At 65.4% G+C, this 23,361-nt stretch carries 24 protein-coding genes; 9 read left to right on the top strand and 15 right to left on the bottom strand.

All coding sequences use genetic code 11. The annotated features are described in order from the left end of the window. From flgG to I5E68_RS02885, 5 genes are all read left to right on the top strand, one after another. Positions 1 to 786: a flagellar basal-body rod protein FlgG gene (gene flgG / locus I5E68_RS02905; protein ID WP_197160609.1), complete on the top strand. Its 786-nt coding sequence runs from the start codon at positions 1 to 3 to the stop codon at positions 784 to 786. 4 nt (positions 787 to 790) lie between these two features. Then, the gene (gene flgA, locus I5E68_RS02900) at positions 791 to 1,261 is read left to right on the top strand and encodes a flagellar basal body P-ring formation chaperone FlgA (RefSeq protein WP_197160608.1); all 471 of its coding nucleotides are present in this window, start codon (positions 791 to 793) and stop codon (positions 1,259 to 1,261) included. A 66-nt stretch (positions 1,262 to 1,327) separates the two neighbouring features. Further along, positions 1,328 to 2,110 carry a flagellar basal body L-ring protein FlgH gene (gene flgH, locus I5E68_RS02895; protein WP_197160607.1) on the top strand — a complete coding sequence of 261 codons (783 nt, stop codon included), beginning with the start codon at positions 1,328 to 1,330 and terminating at the stop codon, positions 2,108 to 2,110. Positions 2,111 to 2,387: 277 nt separating this feature from the next. Further along, a complete protein-coding gene (locus I5E68_RS02890) occupies positions 2,388 to 3,233 on the top strand; it encodes a flagellin (protein ID WP_197160606.1) in 846 nt (281 codons plus the stop codon). Positions 3,234 to 3,531: 298 nt separating this feature from the next. Further along, entirely contained in the window at positions 3,532 to 4,317 is a 786-nt protein-coding gene (locus I5E68_RS02885; protein ID WP_197160605.1) for a hypothetical protein, read from the top strand. Between the two features lie 93 nt (positions 4,318 to 4,410). Here I5E68_RS02885 and I5E68_RS02880 read toward each other — a convergent pair whose 3' ends face one another. The 4 genes from I5E68_RS02880 to I5E68_RS02865 are packed head-to-tail and all read right to left on the bottom strand — an operon-like array spanning position 4,411 to position 7,875. Continuing rightward, on the bottom strand, positions 4,411 to 4,917 hold the full coding sequence (locus tag I5E68_RS02880) for an aromatic-ring-hydroxylating dioxygenase subunit beta (RefSeq protein ID WP_197160604.1): 507 nt from the start codon (positions 4,915 to 4,917) through the stop codon (positions 4,411 to 4,413). Continuing rightward, positions 4,914 to 6,179, bottom strand: coding sequence for an aromatic ring-hydroxylating oxygenase subunit alpha (locus tag I5E68_RS02875; RefSeq protein WP_228726792.1), 1,266 nt, complete (start codon positions 6,177 to 6,179; stop codon positions 4,914 to 4,916). Before I5E68_RS02875 ends, I5E68_RS02880 begins: the two co-directional genes overlap by 4 nt. Positions 6,180 to 6,184: 5 nt before the next feature. After that, positions 6,185 to 6,730, bottom strand: a complete 546-nt coding sequence (locus I5E68_RS02870; RefSeq protein ID WP_197160602.1) for a nuclear transport factor 2 family protein — start codon at positions 6,728 to 6,730, stop codon at positions 6,185 to 6,187. Then, positions 6,727 to 7,875 (bottom strand): amidase, encoded by a 1,149-nt coding sequence (locus tag I5E68_RS02865; RefSeq protein WP_197160600.1) that lies wholly within the window; start codon positions 7,873 to 7,875, stop codon positions 6,727 to 6,729. Before I5E68_RS02865 ends, I5E68_RS02870 begins: the two co-directional genes overlap by 4 nt. A gap of 91 nt (positions 7,876 to 7,966) precedes the next feature. Between I5E68_RS02865 and I5E68_RS02860 the strand changes: the two genes are divergently transcribed. Beyond that, positions 7,967 to 8,431 carry a MarR family winged helix-turn-helix transcriptional regulator gene (locus I5E68_RS02860; RefSeq protein ID WP_197160598.1) on the top strand — a complete coding sequence of 155 codons (465 nt, stop codon included), beginning with the start codon at positions 7,967 to 7,969 and terminating at the stop codon, positions 8,429 to 8,431. 74 nt (positions 8,432 to 8,505) lie between these two features. Continuing rightward, on the top strand, positions 8,506 to 9,282 hold the full coding sequence (locus I5E68_RS02855; RefSeq protein WP_197160596.1) for a 2-keto-4-pentenoate hydratase: 777 nt from the start codon (positions 8,506 to 8,508) through the stop codon (positions 9,280 to 9,282). Here I5E68_RS02855 and I5E68_RS02850 read toward each other — a convergent pair. From I5E68_RS02850 to I5E68_RS02835, 4 genes are all read right to left on the bottom strand, one after another. Next, positions 9,269 to 9,790 (bottom strand): flavin reductase, encoded by a 522-nt coding sequence (locus tag I5E68_RS02850; RefSeq protein WP_197160594.1) that lies wholly within the window; start codon positions 9,788 to 9,790, stop codon positions 9,269 to 9,271. The two genes, I5E68_RS02855 and I5E68_RS02850, sit on opposite strands and share 14 nt — an antisense overlap. Next, positions 9,787 to 10,542, bottom strand: coding sequence for an SDR family NAD(P)-dependent oxidoreductase (locus tag I5E68_RS02845; protein ID WP_197160584.1), 756 nt, complete (start codon positions 10,540 to 10,542; stop codon positions 9,787 to 9,789). Before I5E68_RS02845 ends, I5E68_RS02850 begins: the two co-directional genes overlap by 4 nt. Next, positions 10,539 to 10,904, bottom strand: coding sequence for a hypothetical protein (locus I5E68_RS02840; protein ID WP_197160583.1), 366 nt, complete (start codon positions 10,902 to 10,904; stop codon positions 10,539 to 10,541). The genes I5E68_RS02845 and I5E68_RS02840 overlap by 4 nt, the downstream gene beginning before the upstream one ends. Before the next feature lie 89 nt (positions 10,905 to 10,993). Next, positions 10,994 to 12,157, bottom strand: a complete 1,164-nt coding sequence (locus I5E68_RS02835; RefSeq protein ID WP_228726791.1) for an acyl-CoA dehydrogenase family protein — start codon at positions 12,155 to 12,157, stop codon at positions 10,994 to 10,996. 281 nt (positions 12,158 to 12,438) lie between these two features. On the opposite strand from I5E68_RS02835, the gene I5E68_RS02830 reads away from it, so the two are divergent. Next, positions 12,439 to 12,885, top strand: a complete 447-nt coding sequence (locus I5E68_RS02830) for a MarR family winged helix-turn-helix transcriptional regulator (RefSeq protein WP_197160582.1) — start codon at positions 12,439 to 12,441, stop codon at positions 12,883 to 12,885. A gap of 149 nt (positions 12,886 to 13,034) precedes the next feature. Here the strand turns inward: I5E68_RS02830 and I5E68_RS02825 are convergent, their stop codons facing one another. The 4 genes from I5E68_RS02825 to I5E68_RS02810 all read right to left on the bottom strand — a co-directional run bounded on the left by I5E68_RS02825 (position 13,035) and on the right by I5E68_RS02810 (position 19,257). Beyond that, a complete protein-coding gene (locus tag I5E68_RS02825) occupies positions 13,035 to 14,588 on the bottom strand; it encodes a GMC family oxidoreductase (protein ID WP_197160581.1) in 1,554 nt (517 codons plus the stop codon). Further along, entirely contained in the window at positions 14,585 to 15,088 is a 504-nt protein-coding gene (locus I5E68_RS02820; RefSeq protein WP_228726790.1) for a hypothetical protein, read from the bottom strand. The genes I5E68_RS02825 and I5E68_RS02820 overlap by 4 nt, the downstream gene beginning before the upstream one ends. Positions 15,089 to 15,108: 20 nt before the next feature. Continuing rightward, a complete protein-coding gene (locus I5E68_RS02815) occupies positions 15,109 to 17,391 on the bottom strand; it encodes a TonB-dependent receptor (RefSeq protein ID WP_197160580.1) in 2,283 nt (760 codons plus the stop codon). Between the two features lie 363 nt (positions 17,392 to 17,754). Further along, positions 17,755 to 19,257 (bottom strand): aldehyde dehydrogenase family protein, encoded by a 1,503-nt coding sequence (locus tag I5E68_RS02810; protein ID WP_197160579.1) that lies wholly within the window; start codon positions 19,255 to 19,257, stop codon positions 17,755 to 17,757. 239 nt (positions 19,258 to 19,496) lie between these two features. Here I5E68_RS02810 and I5E68_RS02805 point away from each other — a divergent pair, with 239 nt between their 5' ends. Continuing rightward, positions 19,497 to 20,486 carry an AraC family transcriptional regulator gene (locus I5E68_RS02805; protein ID WP_197160577.1) on the top strand — a complete coding sequence of 330 codons (990 nt, stop codon included), beginning with the start codon at positions 19,497 to 19,499 and terminating at the stop codon, positions 20,484 to 20,486. Between the two features lie 50 nt (positions 20,487 to 20,536). Here I5E68_RS02805 and I5E68_RS02800 read toward each other — a convergent pair whose 3' ends face one another. From I5E68_RS02800 to I5E68_RS02790, 3 genes are read right to left on the bottom strand one after another with little or no spacing between them, the layout of a single operon-like run. Beyond that, positions 20,537 to 20,950 (bottom strand): c-type cytochrome, encoded by a 414-nt coding sequence (locus tag I5E68_RS02800; RefSeq protein WP_228726788.1) that lies wholly within the window; start codon positions 20,948 to 20,950, stop codon positions 20,537 to 20,539. Next, positions 20,950 to 22,320 carry an FAD-binding oxidoreductase gene (locus I5E68_RS02795; RefSeq protein ID WP_197160575.1) on the bottom strand — a complete coding sequence of 457 codons (1,371 nt, stop codon included), beginning with the start codon at positions 22,318 to 22,320 and terminating at the stop codon, positions 20,950 to 20,952. The genes I5E68_RS02800 and I5E68_RS02795 overlap by 1 nt, the downstream gene beginning before the upstream one ends. Next, complete coding sequence (locus I5E68_RS02790; RefSeq protein ID WP_197160573.1) at positions 22,317 to 23,360, bottom strand: 3-hydroxybutyryl-CoA dehydrogenase; 1,044 nt, start codon at positions 23,358 to 23,360, stop codon at positions 22,317 to 22,319. Before I5E68_RS02790 ends, I5E68_RS02795 begins: the two co-directional genes overlap by 4 nt. Between the last annotated feature and the right edge of the window lies 1 nt (position 23,361).

Here is a 23,361-nt window from a genome sequence, read left to right as displayed (position 1 = left end):
ATGCGCAGTCTTTCCATCGCCTCGACCGGCATGCTTGCCCAGCAGACCAACGTCGATGTCATCTCGAACAACATCGCCAACATGAACACCACCGGCTTCAAGCGCCAGCGTGCCGAGTTCCAGGACCTGCTCTACCAGCAGGCCTCGCGTCCGGGTGCGGCGACCAGCGCCGACGGCACCCGCGTGCCCTCGGGCATCCAGATCGGCTCGGGCGTGCGCACCGGCGGCATCTATCGCATCACCGAGCAGGGTGCGATGACCAACACCGGCAACACCTACGACCTTGCCATCGACGGTCCGGGCTACTTCCAGGTGACGATGCCCGGAGGCGACACCGCCTATACCCGCGCCGGTTCGTTCCAGCTCTCCGACCAGGGCGAACTGGTCACCTCCGAGGGCTACCTGATCCAGCCGGGCATCACCGTTCCCGAGGGCGCGCTCGACGTCGCCATCTCGAAGACCGGCGAAGTGCAGGTCAAGATCGCCGGCCAGCCGCAAATGCAGACCGTGGGCCAGCTCGAGCTCGCGACCTTCATCAACGAGGCCGGGCTCGAGGCGATCGGCTCGAACCTGTTCCTCGAGACCGACGCCTCGGGCCAGCCCAACGTCGCAGCGCCTGGCGATCCCGCCTTCGGTACCCTCAGCCAGGGTTTCGTCGAGGCATCGAACGTCAACCCGGTCTCGGAAATCACCGCGCTGATCACCGCGCAGCGCGCCTACGAGATGAACAGCCGCGTGCTCAAGACCGCCGACGAGATGCTGGCGACCTCGACGCAGATCAGCTGATCCGATGCGACGCGCTGCCCTCATCCCTTCGCTGACCGGCGCCCTCCTTGCCGCGGGGCTCGCGGTCGCGCCCGCGCTCGCGGCGCCGGGCGATACCGCTGCTGTCGTCGTGCTCTCCCATCCGGTAGAGCGCGGCACGCTGCTCTCGGCCTCCGACCTCGAGACCGCCGAGTTGCCCGAAAGCGCAGCGCGCCGCGCGCTCACGCGCGAGGACCTGCTCGGCATGGAGGCAACGCGCAACCTGCGCGCTGGCGTGGCGCTGCACATGACCGACATCAGCGCGCCGCGCCTCGTGCGCCGGGGCGAGCCGGTCATGCTCACCGTCTCGAGCGGAGCGATGACGATCACCGCCGCCGGGCGCGCGCTCGGCGATGCCGGCAAGGGCGAGAGCGTGCGCGTCGTCAACCTCGCCACCAACCGCACTCTCGACGGCATCGCGTCAGCGACCGGCGAGGTCGCGATCCCGGTCCAGTAGAACCAGCCCCAGAGCAGCCTCGGCAAGAGCAGTCGCCTCCCCCCGGCACGAACAGGAATACCGATGATGAAATCGCGTCATGCAGCGCTCGTCCCCGCCCTCCTCGCAGCCACGCTGCTGTCGGGATGCGGCGCGGTGGGCCGGCTCAAGAACGTGGGCAAGGCCCCCGAGATGAGCGCCGCCGAAGTGCCGGTCGCCCCGCGCACCGAGGCATCGCTGGGCAACAACCTCGCCGCGACCCGCGCCGCACAGGCGCAGGCCGCTGCCGGGGCAGGCGAAGATGCGCCGCGCGGCGCCTCGCTGTTCCGCACCGGCGCGGGCGCCTTCTTCCACGACCAGCGCGCCTCGCGCATCGGCGACATCGTCACCATCCGCATCAACATCGCCGACAGCGCCACCGTCGACAACTCGACCACGCGCACGCGCAACGGCTCTGAAAGCGGCGGCATCGCCGCGCTGCTCGGCCTCGAGAGCAAGATTCCCTCGATCCTGCCGGGCAATCCCGATCCCGCCAACCTCGTCGACACCAATTCCTCGTCGAGCTCGGTCGGTGCGGGCAACACCTCTCGCTCGGAACAGATCAACATGACGATCGCCGCGACGGTGGTCGACGTGCTGGACAACGGCAACCTGCTGATCCGTGGCCGCCAGGAAGTACGCGTGAACTACGAGCTGCGCGAACTCGTCGTCACCGGCGTGATCCGCCCCGAGGACATCGCGCGCGACAATTCGATCCGCCACAGCCAGATCGCCGATGCGCGCATCAGCTACGGCGGGCGCGGCCAGCTCACCGACGCGCAGCAGGCGCGCTGGGGCCAGCAGATCTACGACGCGCTATTCCCGTTCTGAGGCCCACCGGACGCGGGACAGGTCGCCCCGCGATTCCTCGCGCCCCGTGACAAGCGAAGGCCCTGTCCGGCTCAGCCCCGGGCAGGGCTTTTTTGCGCATTATTCCTGTCCGTTAGCAGACCTGACTGCCTGAAAATTATTCCCGACCGTAACGACCTGACAACCTTTGCATGTTCTAAGTTGGGTATACGGAACTCTACTTAGGGCTTCGTACGAGGGTCGGCGTACTCCGGCCCGGACCGCAGAATCGGTCCAGAATCCAAGAAGGAATAAGACTATGGCATTCTCCGTTAACACCAACACCGGCGCAATGGCTGCTCTCCAGTCGCTCAGCGCCACCAACAAGTCGATGGACGTCACCCAGAGCCGTATCACCACCGGTCTTTCGGTCAGCTCGACCAAGGACGATTCGGCCAAGTTCACCGTTGCGCAGACCCTGCGTGGCGACATGGGTGGCCTCAACGCCGTCACGTCCTCGCTCAACAACGCCAAGAGTGTTGTCGACGTCGCCGTGTCGGGTGTCGAACAGATCTCGGACCTGGTCAACGACATGAAGTCGAAGGCCTACGAGGTCGCCAGCGAAACCGATCAGGGTAGCCGCGATGCCATCATCAAGGACTACGACAACCTGAAGAAGCAGATCGACTCGATCATCAGCTCCTCGGACTTCAACGGCGTCAACCTGCTCGACGCAAGCGGTGGCGAGGTCAAGTCGCTGCAGTCGCTCGACGTGAGCGTCGGCAGCACGCTCGACGTTGCTTCGATCGACCTTGAGACGGAACTGACGACGGCCGGCACCGGCGGCGGCGCTCTCGACGGCGCTACCGATCTGGTCGACGCTGCTACCGCCGGTACCGCGGTGACCGCGCTCGACACCCTGTCGGACTCGCTCAACGACCACCTGAGCACCCTCGGTGCGGCTTCGCGCCAGATCGAAGGTCAGCTGGAATTCAACAGCTCGCTCACCGACGTCATCGAGACCGGCATCGGCAACCTCGTGGATGCGGACCTCGCGAAGGAATCGGCCAAGCTCCAGGCTCTCCAGGTGCAGCAGCAGCTGGGTGTCCAGGCTCTCTCGATCGCCAACCAGGCGCCGCAGACGATCCTTTCGCTCTTCCGTTAAGGCTTTCGAGCCTGCGCGTCCTCGTGGCGCGCAGGCAAGAACCTTCGGACAAGGCCGGGATGGGAAACCATCCCGGCCATTTTTTTGCCCGCAGATACAAGGTTTTCGCAGCATACTATCCAAAAGGGGTAGTGCCGTAGGATCATATAAAAACAGAAATTATTACAAATACATGCCCAAAATCGTGAGCATCTGGCACACCAAGCAACAAGAGATCTCCATATCATTACATTGACTCGTCTTGCAGCGGGTACATCATGCCCACGACTCTGAATTTCAACGATTAGGGGAGTGGGACATGCAAGGCTTTCTATCGCGTAGCGCAACCATTGCCGCGATTGCGTCGCTGACCGTGACTCCGGCGCTGGCCCGCAAGGCCTCGCACTTTACCGACCTCAACGGACTGCGCGCCGCCTCGGCAGAGCGCGAACTCAACGCCCGCGGACTGCACTACGTCGATGGCCGACGCGGCAACTACGACGAGCGTTACAGCTACTGGTGGGATGACGACGGCAAGGACTGCCTCGTCGTCGAAGTGGCCGACGGGCGCGTGATGACGGTCAACGACGCCAAGAATTCCGATTGCCACAAGTCGAGCGGTGATGCCGGAACAGCCGTTGCCGCGATCGCGGGCGTGGCCCTGCTCGGCGCGCTGCTCGCGCACAAGAGCGACCATCACGACGACAAACAGCACTTCGACAACCACGACGACGAGCGCCAGTACGACCGCGGCTTCAACGATGGCCTCTACAGCAAGAGCTATCACAACTACGACAGCTCCAGCTTCTACAGCCGTGGTTATTCGAAGGGCGTGCAGCAACGCAACAACAACACGCGCGACCACCACGGTCACGGAGGCTACGATCGCAGCGCGAAGTTCACCGATCTGCGCGGCGCCCGGGCATCGAGCGCGGACGGCGAAATGCGCGATCGCGGCTTCCGCAACGTCGACGGCTTCAAGTCGGGTTCCACCGCCTACACCATCTGGAACCGCCCGAGTTCCTCGCAATGCATCCAGATGGCGGTCGCCGACGGCAGGGTCGATTCGATCGTCGACATCCACCAGCACCCCAAGTGCCGCTGACACGCTGCCACCTCGCAGCGCCCCCCGGCACCAAATGCAGGAGGCCCCCGCGCAGACTGAGCTGCACGGGGGCCTCGTCGTCCCGAATAATGATCAGAACAGGTAGCCGACGCCCCAGAGCGGATCGTCGGAGTTGAGCAGCAGCACTTCCTTGCGCGCCATGCGCAGTCCTTCGGGGCCGCGCACGAGGCGATAGGTCACGTCGGCGCCGACCACCCGGGTACGCTCGAACTTGTACTCGACCAGCATCTGCGCACAGCGCACGATCGCGCTGTTATCCTTGCCCTGCTCGATCACGAAACGCGAGGTGGTGCGCACCGTACGTGCCGAAGGAGCAGACGAGATCGAGAAACCGCTCTTGAGCCGCTTCACACGCATCGCCCGCATCTCTGCATCGTCGTAGGCGATATTCAGTTCCCCCGCCCTGTCCCCGGTGTCGCGCTCGATCGGAATGACGTAGAGGCCATCGGGCGTGAACAGGGGAAGCCAGGCCTTGTAGTCCTGCCGATCGAGAATTTCAGCCTCGCGCCAGATGAAGGTCGTGGCCTCGTCCAGCGTGATCGCTGCGACATCCTCGCGGGTCATTTCGCTCGTGCTCATGCCGACATCATCCTCTTCCACTGCTGATAGGCCGCGCGCATTCCAGTCTCGGCGCTGACGTCGGTCACGTTGCTGCCTGCGGCATGGCCGACGAGCGGCTCCTTGCCGCGATTGACGAGAATCCAAAGGTCGTCACCTGCCGACGAGCCGCGCTGGACACGTTCCCAGCCTTCCGCATCGTCAGGCGAACCGAAGCCCATCGGCCCCTGGAAGTGCTCGTGAAGACGCATGCGCATGCGGTTGCCCGCCTCGGGCCCTCCGTCCATGCCGATGGCGATGTGGCGGATTTCGGTCTCGTCGACGCTGACCGGGCGCAGCACGCGGAAGAAGGCCATCGAACAGGCCACATTGGGGAACAGGTTGAGGTTGAAACCGCCCCCGCCCACGGCCCGCACGATGCGGCGCACCTCGTGATCGGAATGCCCTTCAGCGCGCAGTTCCTCGGCCAGTTCGGCGAAGCGTTCCGGGATCGGCGCATCGAGGTTCTCCTCGAGATCGACGAGATCGGGGATCATCACCATGAGCGAATGGCCATTGCCCAGGTCCTCGACCCACCCGCCCTGCCCGAGCACGTCGAACACGTTCTCCGTCTCGGCATCGAGGCTGTCGAGGAACGTCTTGTGCACGATCGGGAAGTGATAGGCGTCGGTGGTATTCTCGAGCTGGATCTTCCAGTTGCCCGGGAAGCGGAACTGGTGCTCGCCCAGCGTCTTGACCGGGTAGCCCGCGCCCTGCTTCATGAACAGGTCGATCCACTTCCTGGCCGCGCCCAGGAACTCCTCCAGCGGCTCGATGTCATCGCGGAACGTCGCGAAGATCATGCCGTTGTATTCCTCGGTGCGCAGCGAGACGAGCGGGAACTCATCCTTGTCGAAACCTTCGCCATAGACCGCCTGGTGCGGCACCGAGCGCAGCTTGCCGTCGAGGTTGTAGCTCCAGCCATGATAGGGGCACACGAAGACCGAAGTCTTGCCTGCCTTCTTCTCGCACACGGTCGCGGCGCGGTGGCGGCAACGGTTGAGCAGGACATGGACCTTCTCTTCCTTGTCGCGCGTGACGATCACCGGCTGCTTGCCCACGTAGGATTTGCGGAAGGTGTTCTTGCGCGGCACTTCGCTGGCGTGTGCCACCCAGACCCAGGTGTTCTTGAAGATCCGCTCCATCTCCTCGTCAAAGATGGCCGGGTCCTTGTAGAGCGCGGTGTGGACGCGATCGTCCTGCACGAGATCGCCATAGCCGGCGCCACCTGTCGGCATATCCATGAGCGTCATTCTCCTGTCTGCTGGTCGGGCACCGTAACCGGCGCCGGGTCATCCCACCGGTCCACTGGCCGGCTGAAGAGGTTCTCGGTCTCGAAACGGGCAATGCGCCAGGCACCTTCCTCGAAGGCGAAGGCGACATTGAGCCGCGCCGAGCGCAAGTCGCTGCGCCCGTCGGCATAAGTCGAGGTCTGGAGCATCATCCACTGCCCCCGCGCGGACTCGCCGGCGACGCGGATCGTCTCGGAGGAAAGGAAGTGCGCGTTCATCGCGAAGTGCGGTGCGCGCCGGCCGGGCTCGCCCTGGTAATGTGCCAGCATGGCGACGATGGCCTCGCGCCCCCCGTGACCACCGAAGGCCCCGGCGTAGCGTGCACCGACACCGGTCCAGACCGCCTCGCGAGTGAACAGTGCGCCCAGCTCCGCCATCGGCGAATCCGGGCCGAGCGTGTCGCAGATTTCCATGTAGCGCGCCATGACCGCTCGGATCGCACTTTCGGCTTCGAGCCGCGTCAACCGCTCGACGAGCCCCGCGAGATCGGAGGGTACACTCACTGCGCCCCCTCCAGTGCCCCTTCCAGCGCCATGCCGATCCCGCACAGTGCCGCTTCCGCTCCCATCGCTCCGACCAGCTGCACCCCCGCAGGAAGGCCACTTGCAGTGCGAGTAGGCAGCGAAAGCGCGGGATGACCGGAAAGATTGAACGGGCGCACTAGCTCGGTCAGCCTCAGCGCGCCTTGCGCATCGCCAGCCTCTCGAAGCAGTAGCGGCACGCTCGGCAAGGTCGGCAGAACCAGCGCGTCGCAGGTCTCGAGTGCAGCGTCGACTTCTGCGGTGAAGTGCGTGCGCACTGCCTCGGCTTCGCGCACCGCGGCGGCGTCGACCTTCAATCCGGCGGCAAGACGTGCGTCGATGTCGGCACCCAGCTTGCCGGTGCCGACGAGGTGGCCGAACAGCGCAGCCATTTCCGCAGCCATGATCGTGATCCCGGCACGGTGAGCCGCACCGAGCAGGGGAAGCTCTATCCGGCGCACATCGGCGCTGCGCGCCTGCAGCACCTTGTCCAGCGCCGCCTCGATCTGTGCATCCGCACTCGTCGCCACACGACCGAGCACGAAATCCTCGGCCGCACACGGCACGGTGAAGCCCGGAGAGATGGCGGCCATGGCGGTACCGATCATGGCCATGTTTCGCGCAAACGGACCGATGCAGTCGAGCGAGCTGGTTGCCGGGACCGCCCCCTCGCGCGAGACCGCGCCGAAGCCGGGCTTGAGCCCGAAGACCGCGCAGCACGCGGCGGGCATCCGGATCGAGCCACCCGTATCGGTGCCGATCGCGAAGTCGACGAGCCCGGCCGCGACGGCAGCCGCGCTGCCGCTCGACGAACCGCCAACGATGCGATCGGGAAACAACGGATTGAGCGGCGTCCCGGTATGGGCGTTGGCCCCGGTCACGCCATAGGCCAGCTCATGCATGTTGGCCTTGCCCACGATCCGGCAACCTGCCGCGAGCAAGGCCTCGACCACGGCGGCATGAGCCGTTTCGACAGGTGCGGCATCGAAGGCGGCACTGCCACAGCCGGTGCGGGTCCCGGCAATGGCGATGCAATCCTTGACCGCCACGCGCAGGCCGTCAGCGGCGCAATGGCTGTCCCCACCGAGGTCGAGCGTTTGGACCAGAATGGCAGGATCCGGCGACATGGGCTGCGGGATTGAACTGTGTGAAGAAGCTGGCATAAGGCAAATGCAACATGATTCACGTGACTAGTCAACTATTTTAGAGCTTGCCGAAATGACCCCGATCCTCGACCTGATCGCCATGGATCACGATCAGCGCCTCAGCTACGACGCCTGGCCATTCTACTGGCTGACACGCGCCCATGCCCGCTACCAAGAGGCGCTTGCTTCTGCGCTGGAGGGTTCCGAAATGGACCCGACGAGCTGGCGCATCATCATGGTGCTCAAACAGAACCCGTGGATGACGGTAAGCGACATCGCGGCCCAGGCCAATTCGAAGCTTTCGGCCATGACCCGGGCGATCCAGCGCATGCAGTCCAAGGGGCTGGTGGAGTTGCGCGAGGGCCAGCGTGATCGGCGTGCCACTGAGGTTACGCTCACCCCGCGCGGAGAAGCGCTGGTCGGCCCCGCAGTCGAGACCGCACGCCACGTCTTCAATCGGGCCTTTGCCGGATTCGATGAAGACAAGCTGGCCCAGTTGCGCGCCCTGCTGGGCGACATGGCACAAAATCTCCGCTAGGCGCTCTCTCCACCGAGCCATCGCCGGATGCCTGAACGCGAACCGTTACCCCGCTGCCACCCGAAGGACCGAACATGACCGAGGCCGCTACCCTCTCCGCCGATGCATTCGTGCGCAACCGTGCAGCGAGGACCGGCTTTACCGCGTTTCCCGGCACGATGCCCGAGACGCTCGAGGAAGCCTACGCGATCCAGAATGCGGCCATCGCGGCCTGGCCGGACGCGATCGTCGGCTGGAAAGTCGGCCGCATCACCGGCGAGGCCGAAGCACGGCTGGGCGAGAACCGCTTCGTGGGTCCGATCTTCGCGCAGGACGTCTGGCCGCTCGCCGGGGACGGCACCAGTGCCTTTCCGATGATAGAGGGCGGTTTCGCGGCACTCGAGGCCGAGCTGGTGGCCCGCATTGCCGCACCGGGTGACGCCCGGCACTGGAGCGCGCAGGACTGCGCCGGGCTGGTCACCTCGTGGCATGCCGGGATCGAAGTCGCGGGCAGCCCGCTGGCGACGATCAACGCGCTCGGTCCGCTCGCCAGCATCGCCGGATTCGGCAACAATCTGGGCCTGATCCTCGGCCCCCGGCTGCCTCTCGAGAACCCCGACGCCGTGCGCGTCACGACCCGCATCGACGACGAGGATTTCGGACCGCGCGAGGCAGGCCAGCTTCCCGGCGGCCCACTGGCAGCAATCGCCTATGCACTGGAGAAGCTCGCCATGCTCGGCCACGAAGTGCCCGAGGGCACACTGATCTCGACCGGCGCGATCACCGGCGTGCACGAAGTCGCGCCAGGCCAGGCATGCCGGGTTCACTTCACGCCCGAAGCCCTGCTCGAATGCCTGGTTACCCCTCGCTGAGAGCAGGGGTCAACGGGAGGCGATGGAAGGTCCTGTCGAAGTAGACCAGCCCTTCCCCCTCACCACGCAGGACGACTTGCTCGACCCGTGCGATAATGACGGCATGAGTGCCGACTTCGGTGACCGTCTCGATGCGACAGGCCAGACGTACCAGCGCCCCTTCCAGCCCGGGCACGCCATTGTTCATGGCTTGCCAGCTACCGCCAGCGAAGCGCTCCTCGATCGACAGCCCTCCCGTAGCGAAGGCTGCGCAAAGGGCCTCATGGTCGGGCGTCAGCACGTTGACCGCAAGAACGCCGTTCGCACGCAATGCCGCGTGCATGCGCGAGGCCCGGTTGACGCAGACCAGCAGCGAGGCCGGGCTGTCGGTAACGCTGCATACCGCTGAAGCGGTGATCCCGTAGCGCCCGGCCACGCCATCGGTGGTGACAATATTCACCGCCGCGCCAAGCTGGGCCATGGCTGCCCGAAAGCCTCCGGCATCGACACTTGCGCCTGGCTTGCTCATCGCATGTTCAATCCGCCGTTGATGTCCCAGATTGCGCCGTTGGCAAAGCCTGCTCCAGGATCGGCCAGATGGACGGCGGTACGCGCGACGTAGTCGGGCGAGCCCAGCGAGCGCACCGGAATACCAGCGACGATGCCGGCCAGCTTGTCCGCCGGGACGAGCGCATGGACCGAGGGCAGGTCGAGCGGCCCGGGGGCGATCGCATTGACGGTGACCCCATAAGGCCCGAGGTCGCGCGCAAAGACCTTGGTCAAAGTGATGATCCCGCCCTTCGAGGCAGCGTAATGGGCGCCAGTGGCTGTCCCACCGTTCTGCCCTGCCAGCGAAGCCAGATTGACGATCCGCCCTGCACCGACATCGCGGAAGTGGCGCCCCAGCACCTGGCTGCCCACGAAAGTGCCGCGCAGGTTCACGGCCACGACCGCGTCGAAGTCATCGGGATTGATCTCGAGAACCGGCTGCGCGCGCGTGACCACGGCGTTGTTGACCAGCACGTCGATCCGGCCCCACTCGGCCAGTATGCGATCACGCGCGGCTTCGAAGGCTGCCTGTTCACGCACGTCGAGCGCGAGACCCATGGCGCGCGAGCCCGAACCGTCGAGCCCGGCCGCGAGCGCCTCAGCCCGCGCGCCGTCGACATCGCTGATGCAAACCCGGTAGCCAGCCGCGAAGAAGGCCCGCGAGAGACATTCCCCGAGCCCTTGCCCGCCCCCGGTCACGAGAACCGCGCGCGCATCGCCCGTCACGCTCATTCGGGGATCACCAGTTCACGACCGAGACGGGCCTCGACGCGCATGTACTTCCACAGGCGATATTCGCCCACCTCGATGGTGCGAAACAGGTTGCAACCCGCCTGTACCGTCTCGCGGTCGGGGACTTCGGCCATGATGTAGAATGTCCAGGGCCAGCCATTGGGCGAGGTGCCGACCATGGTCTCGTCATCATCGAGCGTGCCGAGAACGGTTACCCCGGGCAAGTCGCGAATGCCCTTGAGCATTTCGCCGGTGGCCGCCCAGACCTTGCCGATATCGGCAGCGGGCAGGTCGAAGAAATTCTGCAGCACCGCACAGCAGAACAGGGTGCGGATGGGCTTCTTGGCGGGTGTATCGGTCATATCGAGAGGCTCCTTTGGTCCAGGCTCGGAGTGGTGTCAGTGGGCGAGAGCGTGAGGCCTCGGCGCCCGCCGGGCGAAGGCCGGGATTCTCAAGGATATCCCGGAGGCGAATCGAGACCGAGCATGACCTTGCCCGCACTCTGCCAGGTCCCCTCGGAGAGGAAGGCATGCTGGGCTACGACGGTCGCGTCGTGCAGGTAGGCGGCAAGCGGATGATCGGCGTAGATACCGATGGTCCCCGAAAGACGCAGCGCCATCTGGGCGACGTCGCAGCCGGTGCGCGCGATCTGGCTCGAAGCAAGGCGGAGCAACATTGCCTGCTCGCGGCTCGCCTCGTGCCCCTCGCACAAGGTAGCCCAGGCAGCCTCGGTCGCCTCGTAGAAGAACGCGCGCGCGGAGCGCAGGCTGGCCTCGGCCTTTGCAATCTCGCTCTGCACGTAAGCGCGGTCGGCAAGCCTTGGAGCCCCCGTGATCGATCCGCGCCCCGCAGCAAGAGACTTGATCTCGTCGAGCGCGGCGCGTGCCACGCCGATGCCGACAACCGCGAGCACCTGCGCGGCCAGCGCCATCGCCGGATAACGGTAGAGCGGCGTCTCGAGGTTGGGCTTGCTGCCGCGCACGAAGGTCCACTCGTCGGCCACGACGGCCTCGTCGACGACGATGTCGTGGCTGCCGGTACCGCGCAGCCCGATGACGTTCCAGTTCGGCTCGATCCGTGCCTTGGCGGCTGGCATGACCGCCATGCGCGGCAGCGCTGCGCCCTGCTCGTCGGCAATCTTGATACCCACACCGATGAGGTCGGCCCCGGTCGATCCGCTGCCGAAGGGCCAGCGCCCCGAGATGCGCAGGCCGCCGGCAACACGTTCTGCGCCTTGGGGCGGAAACAGGGCACCGGCGAAGATCACGTCCGGCCCATCGCCGTAGATCTTCGCCAAGGTCGCCTCGGGCAAGGCGGCAAGATACATGCTCGAAACGCCGAAGCTGGCGACCCAGCCGACCGATCCATCGGCCTGCGACAGCTTCTCGATCACCTTGAGGAAGGCGGTCGGCGAGGCCTCCATGCCGCCATACCGGCGTGCAACGAGCGCGCGATAGATGCCCAGTTCGCGCAAGCGCTCGACCACGTCGTGCGGAAGCTGGCCAAGCTCGGCGAACTCTGCACGGCGCGCGCGAAGATCGGCCATGAAATCCTCGGGGAGGTCGATCAGGTCGGCCTCGCCGGAACCTGCATCGATGGCTTTCATCTGATTCATCTCTCACTCTCCATGCTGGAGTTCGACCTGCGCACCGACCGGCCCGGCACTGGCGCGCATTGCTTGGTTTTTCAGTGAACCGCAGATTGTCCCAGGCTGCCGCCATTGCTGCGACATTGGGGCGATGCTACGTGAATATTATTTGAAAGGTCAACTATAATTATTGGCATTGTCCTGTCGTCCGGGTCGGGATAGGGCAATCAGCAGAGGCCCCGCACGAGGGCGACATAAAAACCCGAACCAGGCGGTATCGGGCCATGAGAAGAGGGAATTGAAAGCTGATGGAACCTGTCACCGAGGCCGGCTTCAACATGGAAGACTGGCCGTTCTACTGGCTGACCCGGTTCTCCGGACGCTACCTCCAGCAGATGGAGCTGGCGCTCAAGCCAATCGGGCTCGACGTGCCGCAATGGCGCGTGCTGATGGCGCTGCGCGACCGCGAACGGCTCAGCGTCAGCGAGATCGCGGACCATGCCATCTCCAAGCTGCCGACGATGACCAAGATCATCAAGCGCATGACCGCCGACGGCCTTGTCAGCTGCAGCCCGCGCGCCAACGACCAGCGCGTCACCGAAGTGCGACTGACCGAGAGCGGAAAGGTGGCGAGCCGCGCTGCCTGGGATGCTGCGAACCGCATCTACGCGCGAACCTTCGAGGGTGTCTCGGCAAAGGAAGTCGCCTCGCTCAACCGCATCATGCGCACGATCACCCGCAACATCGTTCAGTGAGCCGCGAGGCGAACGTCCCCCGTTCACTGCGGCGCTGCGCTCTCTATCGTGCATCTGCGCATTCACACTCGTCTCGAACCGCCGATCTCAGGCAAGAAGGTCCCGCCGCACCGTTAAGGCGGCGCGGCGGGATGCCTCGAGGTGGGAGACTAGAGACGGCCAGCCTTGAGCTCGCCGTCGATATGCTGCGCCTGGCGCATGGCCAGTGCGACGATGGTCAGGGTCGGGTTGCAGCCGCCAGCAGTCGGGAACAGGCTCCCGTCCGAAACGAACAGGTTGGCGACATCGTGCGTGCGCCCGAACGGGTTGCAAACGCTCGTCGCCGGGTCCTCGCCCATGCGCGCAGTGCCCATGTTGTGCGTGGCGGGAATGTAGTCGCCCATCTCGATGACCTGCTCGGCTCCCATCGCCTCGTAGATGCGACGCCCCGCCTTCCAGGCATAATCCTTCATCGCGATCGTATTGGGATGGTCCTCGTAGTGGATCACCGGGACCGGCAGTCCGTAACCGTCGCGCGCCTCGGGATGCAGCGTGATACGGTTGTCGAGCTGGGGCGGGTCCTCGCCGGTCAGCAACATGCCGGCAAGGTATTCGTACTTGTCGAGAACCTGAGTCAGATCGCGCCCCCAGCCGCCGGTCAGCATGTTCTTGGCCAAGACCTCGGGCGTGAACGGCACGGTCGAGATCAGGAAGCCACCGGCAAAGCCGCGCTCGGGCCGGTGCGCGCGCTCGTCGCGCACGACCCCGGCGAGATGGGTCTGTCGGTAGAAATGGACCTTGCCGGGCATCACCCCCATGACCTGGATGGTGAAGTGGCGCATGTAGTTGCGCCCGACCAGACCGCTTGAGTTGGCAAGGCCGTCAGGATGGCGCTGCGAACGATTGTTGAGCAGCAGCCGCGTCGTCTCGACGACGTTGCCCGCGACCGATACCGCCCGCGCCTTCTGGGTATAGCTCTTGCCGTCGCTAAGGTAGGTCACCGAGGCGATGCGCCCGTCCTCGCCGACCTCCAGCCCGGTCACCATGCAACCCGGCCGCAACTCGAAATTGCCGGTTTCCTCGGCAGCGGGGATCTCGGTGTAGAGCGTCGACCACTTGGCCCCGACCGCGCAGCCCGAAGTGCAGAAGCCAAGCTGGCGACAATGCGGACGGCCATCGCGATCGATCGAGTTGATCGCCATGTTGTGCGTGTCCATGTCGGTATAGCCACACTTGCGCGCGCCTGCCTCGAGCACCTTGTAATTGTTGCCCGGCGGCAGGTGCGGATAGCCCTGCGTGCCGGTCACGCCCATGCGAGTCTCGGCCTTGTCGTACCAGTCGGCCATTTCCTCCGGGGTTACCGGCCAGTCGACCAGCGTCGCGTCGGGCATCTCGCCATAAGTACTGAGCGCGCGCATCTCGTGCGGCTCGAAGCGCGGGCAGGCCCCGGTCCAGTGCATGGTCGTGCCGCCCACGGTCTTGCAGCCCCACACCGGGAAATTGGGATCGGGCTTGCCCGTCGCCATGCGCCGGTCGAGCCAGGTGAGCTTGTTGAACATTTCGGTCTCGTCGTTGACGACGTCACCGAGCGTCAGACGCGGGCCCGCCTCGAGACAGACCACCTTGTGCCCGCGGCTGGCCAGCTCGCGCGAGAGCACGCCGCCGCCCGCCCCCGAACCGATGATCACGAATACCGAACTGTCATCCAGCGAAAAGGTCGTCACTGCGTGCCTCCTGCAGCCGGCAGCCAGTCAATGTCATCGAAACCGCGATCGAGGTAACCGCCGTATTCGACCGAGGAGCCCTCGTAGCCCAGCAGGTCCCAAGCCCGCTGGTCGCGGTAGACGAGCTCGGCACCGCGCATCAGGAAAGCCGTGAAGAACGGCTCCTGATCGACCTTCGCCACCATCGAGCGCTGGATCACCTCGGGCAGCTGCACGAAGGGCGCGATGTAGGAACCGTCGAGCACCCCCAGCCCGGCCCGGTGCGCTGCGAGCGCCTCGGGCCGCGTTGCCAGCTCGTCGAGATATCGTGCCGCCATCTCGCGGTAGAACCCGGCATCGAGCGCATCGTGCGGGAACATCGCATTGAGCAGTGCCGCGCTCGTCGCCAGCTCAGCACTGACCGCCTCGGCCCCATGGGCCGGGACGGCAAGCGCCCCGAGCCCCGGCAGGAGAGCACCGAACGCCATCCTGCCGAGCAGACCCCGGCGCGACACGCTCATGCATGCGGCTGACACGCCCATCAGAAGTTGTACCCGATCTTGGCGTAGTACTGGCGACCGCGATCGAAGGCCTGCATGAAGAAGCCGAAGCTGGGCTGGTAATCGCCGAAGGTGCGGAACTTCTTGTTGCCCAGGTTGTCGACACCCACCGTGAAAGAGAGGTTCTCGCCTGCATCGCGCCAGCGCACGTTAGCGTTGAACACGCTGTACCCGGGCTGATAGAGCTCGGGATTGTTGATCCCGTTGGCGTTGGTGAAGAAGCCCGAACGGTACGACCAGTCGAGGTGCGGGGTAACGGTACCCGCAGAATCGAGGTCGAATTCCTTTTCGCCCGACGCGCTCGCGGTCCACTTGGAGACGTAGACGAACTTGGAATCGAGCGTCAGACCCTGCACGCCCTCGTTCAGTTCCTTGTAGTCGGCATCGGTCATGCCCAGCGAGGCGTTGAGACGAATTCCGTTGCCCGGCGCGAAATTGGTCTCCAGCTCGAAGCCCTGGATGCGCGCCTTGCCGGCATTGGTAAAGAACGGCCCGACGCGGGTGGCGTCTGCGACCAGCAACTGCATGTCGGTGTAATCGGCGTAGAAGGCCGCGCCGTTGAGGCGCAGCATGTTGTTCATCGCCATGAGCTTGAAACCGGCCTCGTAGGAACTGACCGATTCCGGGCGGAAGCTGGGCAGCGAAGGTTCGGGCGGGAACACACGCTGGGTATAGCCGCCGCCCTTGAAGCCTTCGGAATAGGTTGCGTAGACCATGAAGTCAGGCGTTGCCTGCCACGACAGGTTGACCATCGGCGTCCACTTCTGGACGTTGTTGTCGGCCCATTCGTAAGGCGCCAGACGCGTGCCGGCGGGCAGCGAGAGGAACGGTTCGAGTGTGTCGATCACGTACTGGTCGGGCAGAAACGACTTCTGGTCGTCGGTGTAGCGCAGCCCTCCCGTCAGGGTCAGGCCATCGACCAGTTCGTAGCCGACCTGGGCGAAACCGGCCCAGTTCTTGTAGTCGTAGTATCCGCCCGACTGGGCATAGACGACAAGGAAGTCGATCGGATTGATGTCGCGTCCGGACTCGGTGAAGTAGTAGAAGCCCGCCACCCAGTCGAGCCGACCGTCGAGCGAATTGCCGACCAGCTGCAACTCCTGGCTGAACTGCTTCTGCTTGAAGTCGTCGTAGACGTAGTTGATGTCGAGGTTCGAACCGTCACGGTCCTGCGCGAAGGAGCCGTTGATCCGGCGCAGCGCGGTGATCGACTTGACCTGGATATCGTCACTCAGGTCGTAGGCGACGGTGAGCGAGGTCGACCACAGTTCGAGGTCGGAGAAGGTGTCGCGCGTCGCATAGTTGGTATCGCGGCTGTACAGGCGCTCATTGAAGCATGCGGTATTGGCAGCCTGTTCCGGGCTCAGACAGTAGCCCGGGCTGGTCATGCCGCTGGCGATCAGGTTGTTGAGCGTGACGAAGCTGCCCATTTCATCGGGATCGATCCCGGTCACGACGACAGGGGCGCCATTGCTCTTGTCGCGGGTGTAGTCGGCTGCAAGCGTGATATCGAGCCCGCTTCCCTCCGGCGCGAAGCGAAGCGCGCCGCGGATCATCTTGCTGTCCTTGTTGCCGAGGGTCTTGCCGAGCGCTGGCGCATCGACGAAGCCATCCTGGCTGAACAGGCCTGCCGACACCTTGGCATAAAGCCCTTCGGTGAGGGGTCCCGAGATCATCCCGCGCACGTTGACTAGATCGTCGGTGCCGTACTTGATGTCGGCCTTCACGCGCAGGGTATCGTCGGGCTGGACCGTGGTGATGTTGATCGCGCCGCCGATCGTGTTGCGCCCGAACAAGGTGCCCTGTGGTCCGCGCAGCACCTCGACCGAGGCCACGTCGATCAGGTCGAACACGCCGCCCGCGGTACGGCCCAGATAAACGCCGTCGATGTAGATACCCACGCCCGGCTCGGTGGTGGGGGCAAAGTCGCTCTGGCCGATACCGCGGATGTAGACCGCCGCATTCGAGGCGATGCCGGAGTTCGAGGGCACGTTCGCGAAGGTCAGGTTGGGGGTGAAATCCTGGACCTTGTTGATCTGTGTGATGCCATGCGCCTCGAGCCGCTCGGCGCTGAACGCGGTGATCGAGATAGGTGTCGACTGCAAGTCCTCGACCTGCTTGCGCGCGGTGACGGTGATGACCTCCAGCCCGGCACTGGGCTCGCTCGCCTCCTGCGCCATGGCCGGGGTCGCGAGTGCGGCGAGACCGGCACCCGATGCGAGCAGGACAGACAGTTTGCGCAAGCGGCTAGATGATCGTGACATGGTGTATTTCCCCCTGAAAGAGCCATGGCCTGCAAAGGCCTAGGAATGAGATCCTGCGAACGTCGCCAGCCTGTTGCGCCAGTCTTGTATTCGGGGGGAGGCTGTCACCAAGGCCGGGGCACCGCTATTCGGATTGCGCAGTCAATGTGCGCGTTGGGAACAAAAGGTCGCACACCGTCTGCTCACCGGGCATATTCTTACCGAACGGGTCCGATCCGCGACCAGCCGCGCCGGGCCTGCGGCCTGCCCGGTGTGCTGCAGGGCGCCAAACGCACAAGGCGCGCCTTCCTGCGAAGGCGCGCCCCGTTCCTGAACTTGCCCCCTGCGGTGCAGCACGGACCATCGCCCGGCCGCAGCGGCAGATCACAAGGGCATCGTGACCGACTTGGATTCGGTGTACAGGTTCTGCACCGCGTGCCCCAGTTCGCGACCGTAGCCCGACATCTTGTAACCGCCGAAAGGCACTGCCGGGTCGAGCAGGTTATGGGCATTGACCCAGACATTGCCTGCCTTGAGCGAGCGCACGAAGCGGTTGGCGAGGTGCAGATTGCCGGTCCACACGCTCGCTCCCAGCCCATAGGAACTGTCGTTGGCCATGCGGGTCACCTCGTCGAGATCGTCGAACGGTGTCGCGGCGAGGATCGGGCCGAAGATTTCCTCGCGGTAGATCGTCATCTGCTCGGTGACATCGGCGAAGACCGCCGGGCGCATGAAGTGGCCGGGACCGTCTACCGAGCCACCACCCGCGACGAGACGGCCGCCCTCGCTGGTGCCCTTGTCGAGATAGGCCTGTACGCGCTGGTGCTGCGTCGCCGAGACCAGCGGTCCCATCTGCGAGGCCGGATCGAAGCCCGACCCGACAGTGAAACTCTGTGCCGCCTGCGCCAGGCCGTCGATCACCGCATCGTAGAGCGGGCGCTCGACGAAGAGGCGCGAACCGGCGGTGCAGACCTGACCGTGGTTGAAAAACACCGCCTGCGCCGCGCCCTCGATCGCCATGTTGACGTCCGCATCCTTGAGCACGATCACCGGCGACTTGCCGCCCAGTTCGAGCGAAAGGCGCTTCATCGTGCCTGCCGCACGCTGCTGGATGATCTTGCCCACTTCAGTCGAGCCGGTGAAGGCGATCTTGTCCACGTCGGGATGGTCGACCAGCGCCTGGCCCGGCTCGGCATCGCCGGTGACGATGTTGACCACGCCATCGGGAAAGCCCGCCTCGCAGATCAGCTGGCCCAGTCGCAGTGCCGTGAGCGGCGTGTCCTCAGCAGGCTTGAGCACCACGGTGCAGCCCGCGGCCAGCGCCGGCGCGATCTTCCAGATCGCCATGACCAGCGGGAAGTTCCAGGGGATGATCTGGCCGACAACGCCGACCGGCTCGCGCAGCGTGTAGGAGGCGAACTGGACATCGGGAACGTAGGCGAAGGAAGGCGAGATCGTGGTGCCCTCGATCTTGGTCGCCCAGCCAGCCATGTAGCGCAGCGAATCGATGCCGAGATTGAGGTCCGCATGACGTGACATCATCAGGATCTTGCCGTTGTCGAGCGTCTCCAGCTCGGCAAACTCGTCAGCGCGCTCCTCCAGCATGTCGGCGAGCCTGAGCAGCAGGCGTTCGCGCTGGACCGGGCGAACCCGGGCCCATTCCCCCTCGAAGGCACGCCGGGCTGCGGCCACCGCCTTGTCCACGTCGGCGCTGCCGCCAGCAGGAACGGTGGTGATCTCGAGGCCGGTCGCGGGATCGGTCACGCTGATGGTGCGGCCCGACTGCGCGTCGCACCAGGCCCCGTCGATGAGCATGCCCTTGGGCGCGGACACGAACTCGCGGGCTGCCTCGCTCAGCAGGGTCTTCTGGTCGGTAATCTGGGTCATAAGCACTCCGGAAGATGCAGGGTCTTGCATGGCTTTCCGCAGCTAGGGGGAAGGCGCGCGGGCGCGCTATTCAGATCGCGCAAGCTCGGTACCGATTTGGCAGCAAACGCGGACTGCCCCGGTTTGCAAAACACTTGACTTTTCATTTTATTCCCACATCCTCGAACACTTCAGGGGAAGACCAAGGCTCAGTACTGTCACGATGAATTGACCGCCGGTAACGGCGGCAGGGAGGAGTCATGCTTACTGCAACCGACACTTCGGGGCGCACCGCACTACGCGACTTCAAGTCGACCAATGCGGATGAAATTGTAGATTTTGTTGGAAAACAACTGGCACCACATGCGCTGGACATTTTCAATCCGGCACAAATGGACGTCAATCTTCGCTGCATGAACGTCGGCGACGCGCAGCTCGTCGACATTCGCTACGGATCGGAAGTCGTGATCGAGCCGATCGATCTCGATTCCCACTTTCTGATCCACGCAGCGCTGAGTGGGCGCACCGAGATCTGCAGCGCGGGCGTGCAGGGCTTGATCCAGCCCGACAACCTCTACATCACCTGCCCGGGCCGCACGACCCGTATCCGCATGACCGACCAGTGCCAGCACCTCACGGTCAAGATCGCGCAAAGCGCCTTCGAGGACTACCTCACCCAGTGCCTGCACATCCCGGTCAACCGCCCGGTCCTGTTTCATCCCGGCAACGAGAACGGGCGCGAGCTGCCGCAGGTCTGGCGCAACCTGCTGCAGCACCTGATCATGCAGATGGAGTTCGCACCCGGCCTCATTTCCGCGCAGCACACCCAGCGCCAGTACGCGATGTTGATGGTCGAGATGCTGCTCAATCACTACTGCAACACCTATTCGGACCAGATCGCCCTGCACGGCAACGACGTCGCGCCCTGGCACGTGCGCCGCGCCCGCGAGATCATCCACGATTCGATCGAGGAAGCGATCTCGGTGTCGGACCTCGCAGTCCGGGTCGGGGTCAGCGTGCGCAGCCTGCAGAACGGCTTTCGCCAGTTCCTCGGCCAGACCCCGGTGGAATACGTGCGCCGGCACCGCCTCGAAAAGCTCCATGCCACGCTCGCCCGAAGCGACCCCAAGGCCAGCGTCACCGAGATGATGCTCGATTGCGGGATCGTCAATTTCGGCCGCTACGCACAGTACTATCGCCAGCAATATGGCTGCAGTCCCTCGCAGACCTTGCGCAACCGGCGGCGCTGAACGGAAAGCGCCAGCACCCGCAACGCGGACGCTGGCGCGAAACGCCCAGGCTACTTCGAGCCCGTTGCCGCTAGATAGGCGATGATCAGCCGACGCTCCTCGGGCGAGGCGACCTTGATCGCCATCTTGGTTCCCGGGACCACCGCGCGCGGATCGGCCAGCCAGGCATCGAGCCGCGCCTTGTCCCAGCGCCGCTTGTCGGCGGCCAGCGCGGGCGAGTAGCGATAGCCCTCGAGCGAGCCCGCCTCGCGCCCGATTACCCCGGAAAGCGTAGGTCCGTTGAGATTGCGCCCGGCCTCCAGCGAGTGACACGCGGAACAGGCCCGCTTCAAGAACAGCGCCTTGCCTGCAACTGCCCCGTCACCACCTGCCCGGGCCGGGAGAGCGCCAAGCACCGCCGCTCCGGCCAAGGCACCGATGGCCGACCACGCGGCGCGGCGATAGGCATGCTTGAACATCGTCATCAGGCAGTCTCCATGTCGAAAATCCGTCCGGGATTGAGAATGCCGCGCGGGTCGAGCGCGACACGCACCCGGCGCATGAGCGCGATCTCCGCGGGGCTGCGGGTGTGGCCGAGCCAGTCCCGCTTGAGCATGCCGATGCCATGCTCTGCGGAAACGGTGCCGCCCGCCGCGCGCACGGCATCGTAGACCACCGCCTGCGCGCGGTGCTCCCTGCCCGGCGCACCGAGATCGAGCGCGATATGCAGATTGCCATCGGCGACATGACCGAAACAGGCACAGGGCAGCGCACCGAACTCGGCCTCGAGCCCCGCGCGCACTGTCTCCACCAGCGCGCCGATTACGGCGGTGGGCGCGCCCACGTCGAAAGGCTCGAAATGGGTCATCGTGCGGGTGATCTCGCCAATGGCATCGCGATAGGCCCAGAAGCCATCGCGCGCCGCACCCGACTGGGCGATGAGCGCATCACCCAGCATCCCGGCCTCGAACGCAGCTTCCAGCGCGGCCGCCAGCGCACCGTCGTCTTCACCCTCGCACTCGACCAGCACGGTACATGGCCAGTCCTGCGCAAAGGGCGCGCGCAGGGCGCAATGTGCGATCGCCTGAGCGAGAAAGTCGTCCCACATCGCCTCGAACGAGGCAAGCCGCGGCCCCAGCCGCGCGCGCAGCAGCGCCAGCAAGCGCACCAGCGCGGCATAGTCGGGCACGGCGCAAAGCGCGGTTTCCAATCCGGCAACAGCCGGCTGCAGGCGCAGCAGCGCGCGCGTGACCACGCCCAGCGTGCCTTCCGCGCCGATCATCAGCTGGGTCCAGTCGTAGCCGGTATTGTTCTTGAGCATCGGCTGCATCGCGCTGACCACGCTGCCGTCGGCGAGGACCGCCTCCAGCCCCAGCACCTGCGCGCGCATCATGCCGTGCCGAAAGACCTGGTGCCCCCCGGCATTGGTCGCGATCATGCCGCCGATCGTGCAGCTGCCGCGCGCGCCGATGTCCACCGCGAGGCGCCAGCCAGCTTCGGCTGCAGCCTCCTGCGCAGCCTGCAGCGCGACGCCTGCGCCGAGCGCCATCGTCCCGGTTGCGGCATCGACCGCCTCGATCGCTGCGAAGTTTTCGAGGGAGAGTACAAGTTCATCGTCACGCGGCACCGCGCCCCGGGTCAGCCCGGTTCGGCCTCCCTGTACGACCACCGGCTGCCCGGCTGCGTTGCACAGGGACAGGACCCGCGAGACTTCCTGCGTCGAGGCCGGACGGACCAGTCCCAGCGGCTTTCCAGCCACGCCGCCGGTCTCGTCGTCGAAATAGCGCGGTTCGATGTCCGGCGCAGCGCAGACCCGGCCTTCGCCCAGTTCGGCGCGCAGGGCATCGAGGATCACGTGACCGCTGCCCCGCTGGCGAAAGGCGGCACCAGTCCGCGCAGGCGCAGCAGCGCGACGAAGTCGCCCAGCCGCTGCGCGCGATAGGAATCGGTGTCCATGCCCCTATAGTCGTAGAACCCTTCACCGTCGCGCAGCCCCCGCCGGTTGCCTTCCATGTTGCGCGCGACCACCTGCGGTGCCGCGAAGCGCCCCGCGTCGATCTTGTCGGAGAGGAAGTGGCTGGCGTGATAAAGGATGTCGCCCCCGCCCCAGTCGATGAACTCGAGCAGGCCCAGCACCGCAAAGCGCAACCCGAAGCCGGTGCGCACGGCAAGGTCCACGTCCTCGGCGCTGGCAATGCCTTCCTCGACGATGCGCGCCGCCTCGTTCATGGCCAGCGCCTGGATGCGCGGCACGATGTAGCCCGGCGCGTTACGGCACACGATCGGCACCTTTCCGGCAGCCTGCAGGACCTGCTTGAGCCGCTCGACAACCGGCGCGGCAGTGCCACTGGCCGGGGCAAGCTCGACGAGCGGCATGAGATAGGCCGGGTTGAGCCAGTGCGCGTTGAGAAAGCGCTCGGGTCCGGTGATCAGCGGGGCGAGCTCGTCCGGATCGATGGTGGAGGTGGTCGAGGCGATGATGCAGTCCGGGCCGGCATGGGCGCAGATGAAGGCGAATGCATCGCGCTTGGCCGCGATCGTCTCGGGCACGCCCTCGAAGACGATCGCCGCGCTGCCGAGCGCATCGCGAGCTTCGTCGCGCCCGGCAAAGGCGACACGGGCCAGCGCCGCTCCGGCTCCCGACGGATCGATCAGCCCCAGGTCGACGAGAAAGGCCAGGTCGGCCGCGATCTCCGCCAGTGCCGCTGCGCGCAAGGTGGCAAGCCCTGCCGCGTCGCGTGGCTTGGCGTCGACCAGCGTCACTGTGCTTCCCACTGCGGCGAAGGCGATCGCGATCCCGCGCCCCATCCGCCCGGCGCCCACCACGGCAACCTGGACCGCGCCATCCTCGGGCACGTTCTGCGCCTGTCCATCGCCAGTGCCAGGTACCGGCATG

Source organism: Novosphingobium aureum, from assembly GCF_015865035.1.
Classification (GTDB): Bacteria; Pseudomonadota; Alphaproteobacteria; order Sphingomonadales; family Sphingomonadaceae; genus Novosphingobium; species Novosphingobium aureum.
Note: the sequence above shows the minus strand (reverse complement) of the source record. Positions and strands in the feature narration are given on the sequence as shown.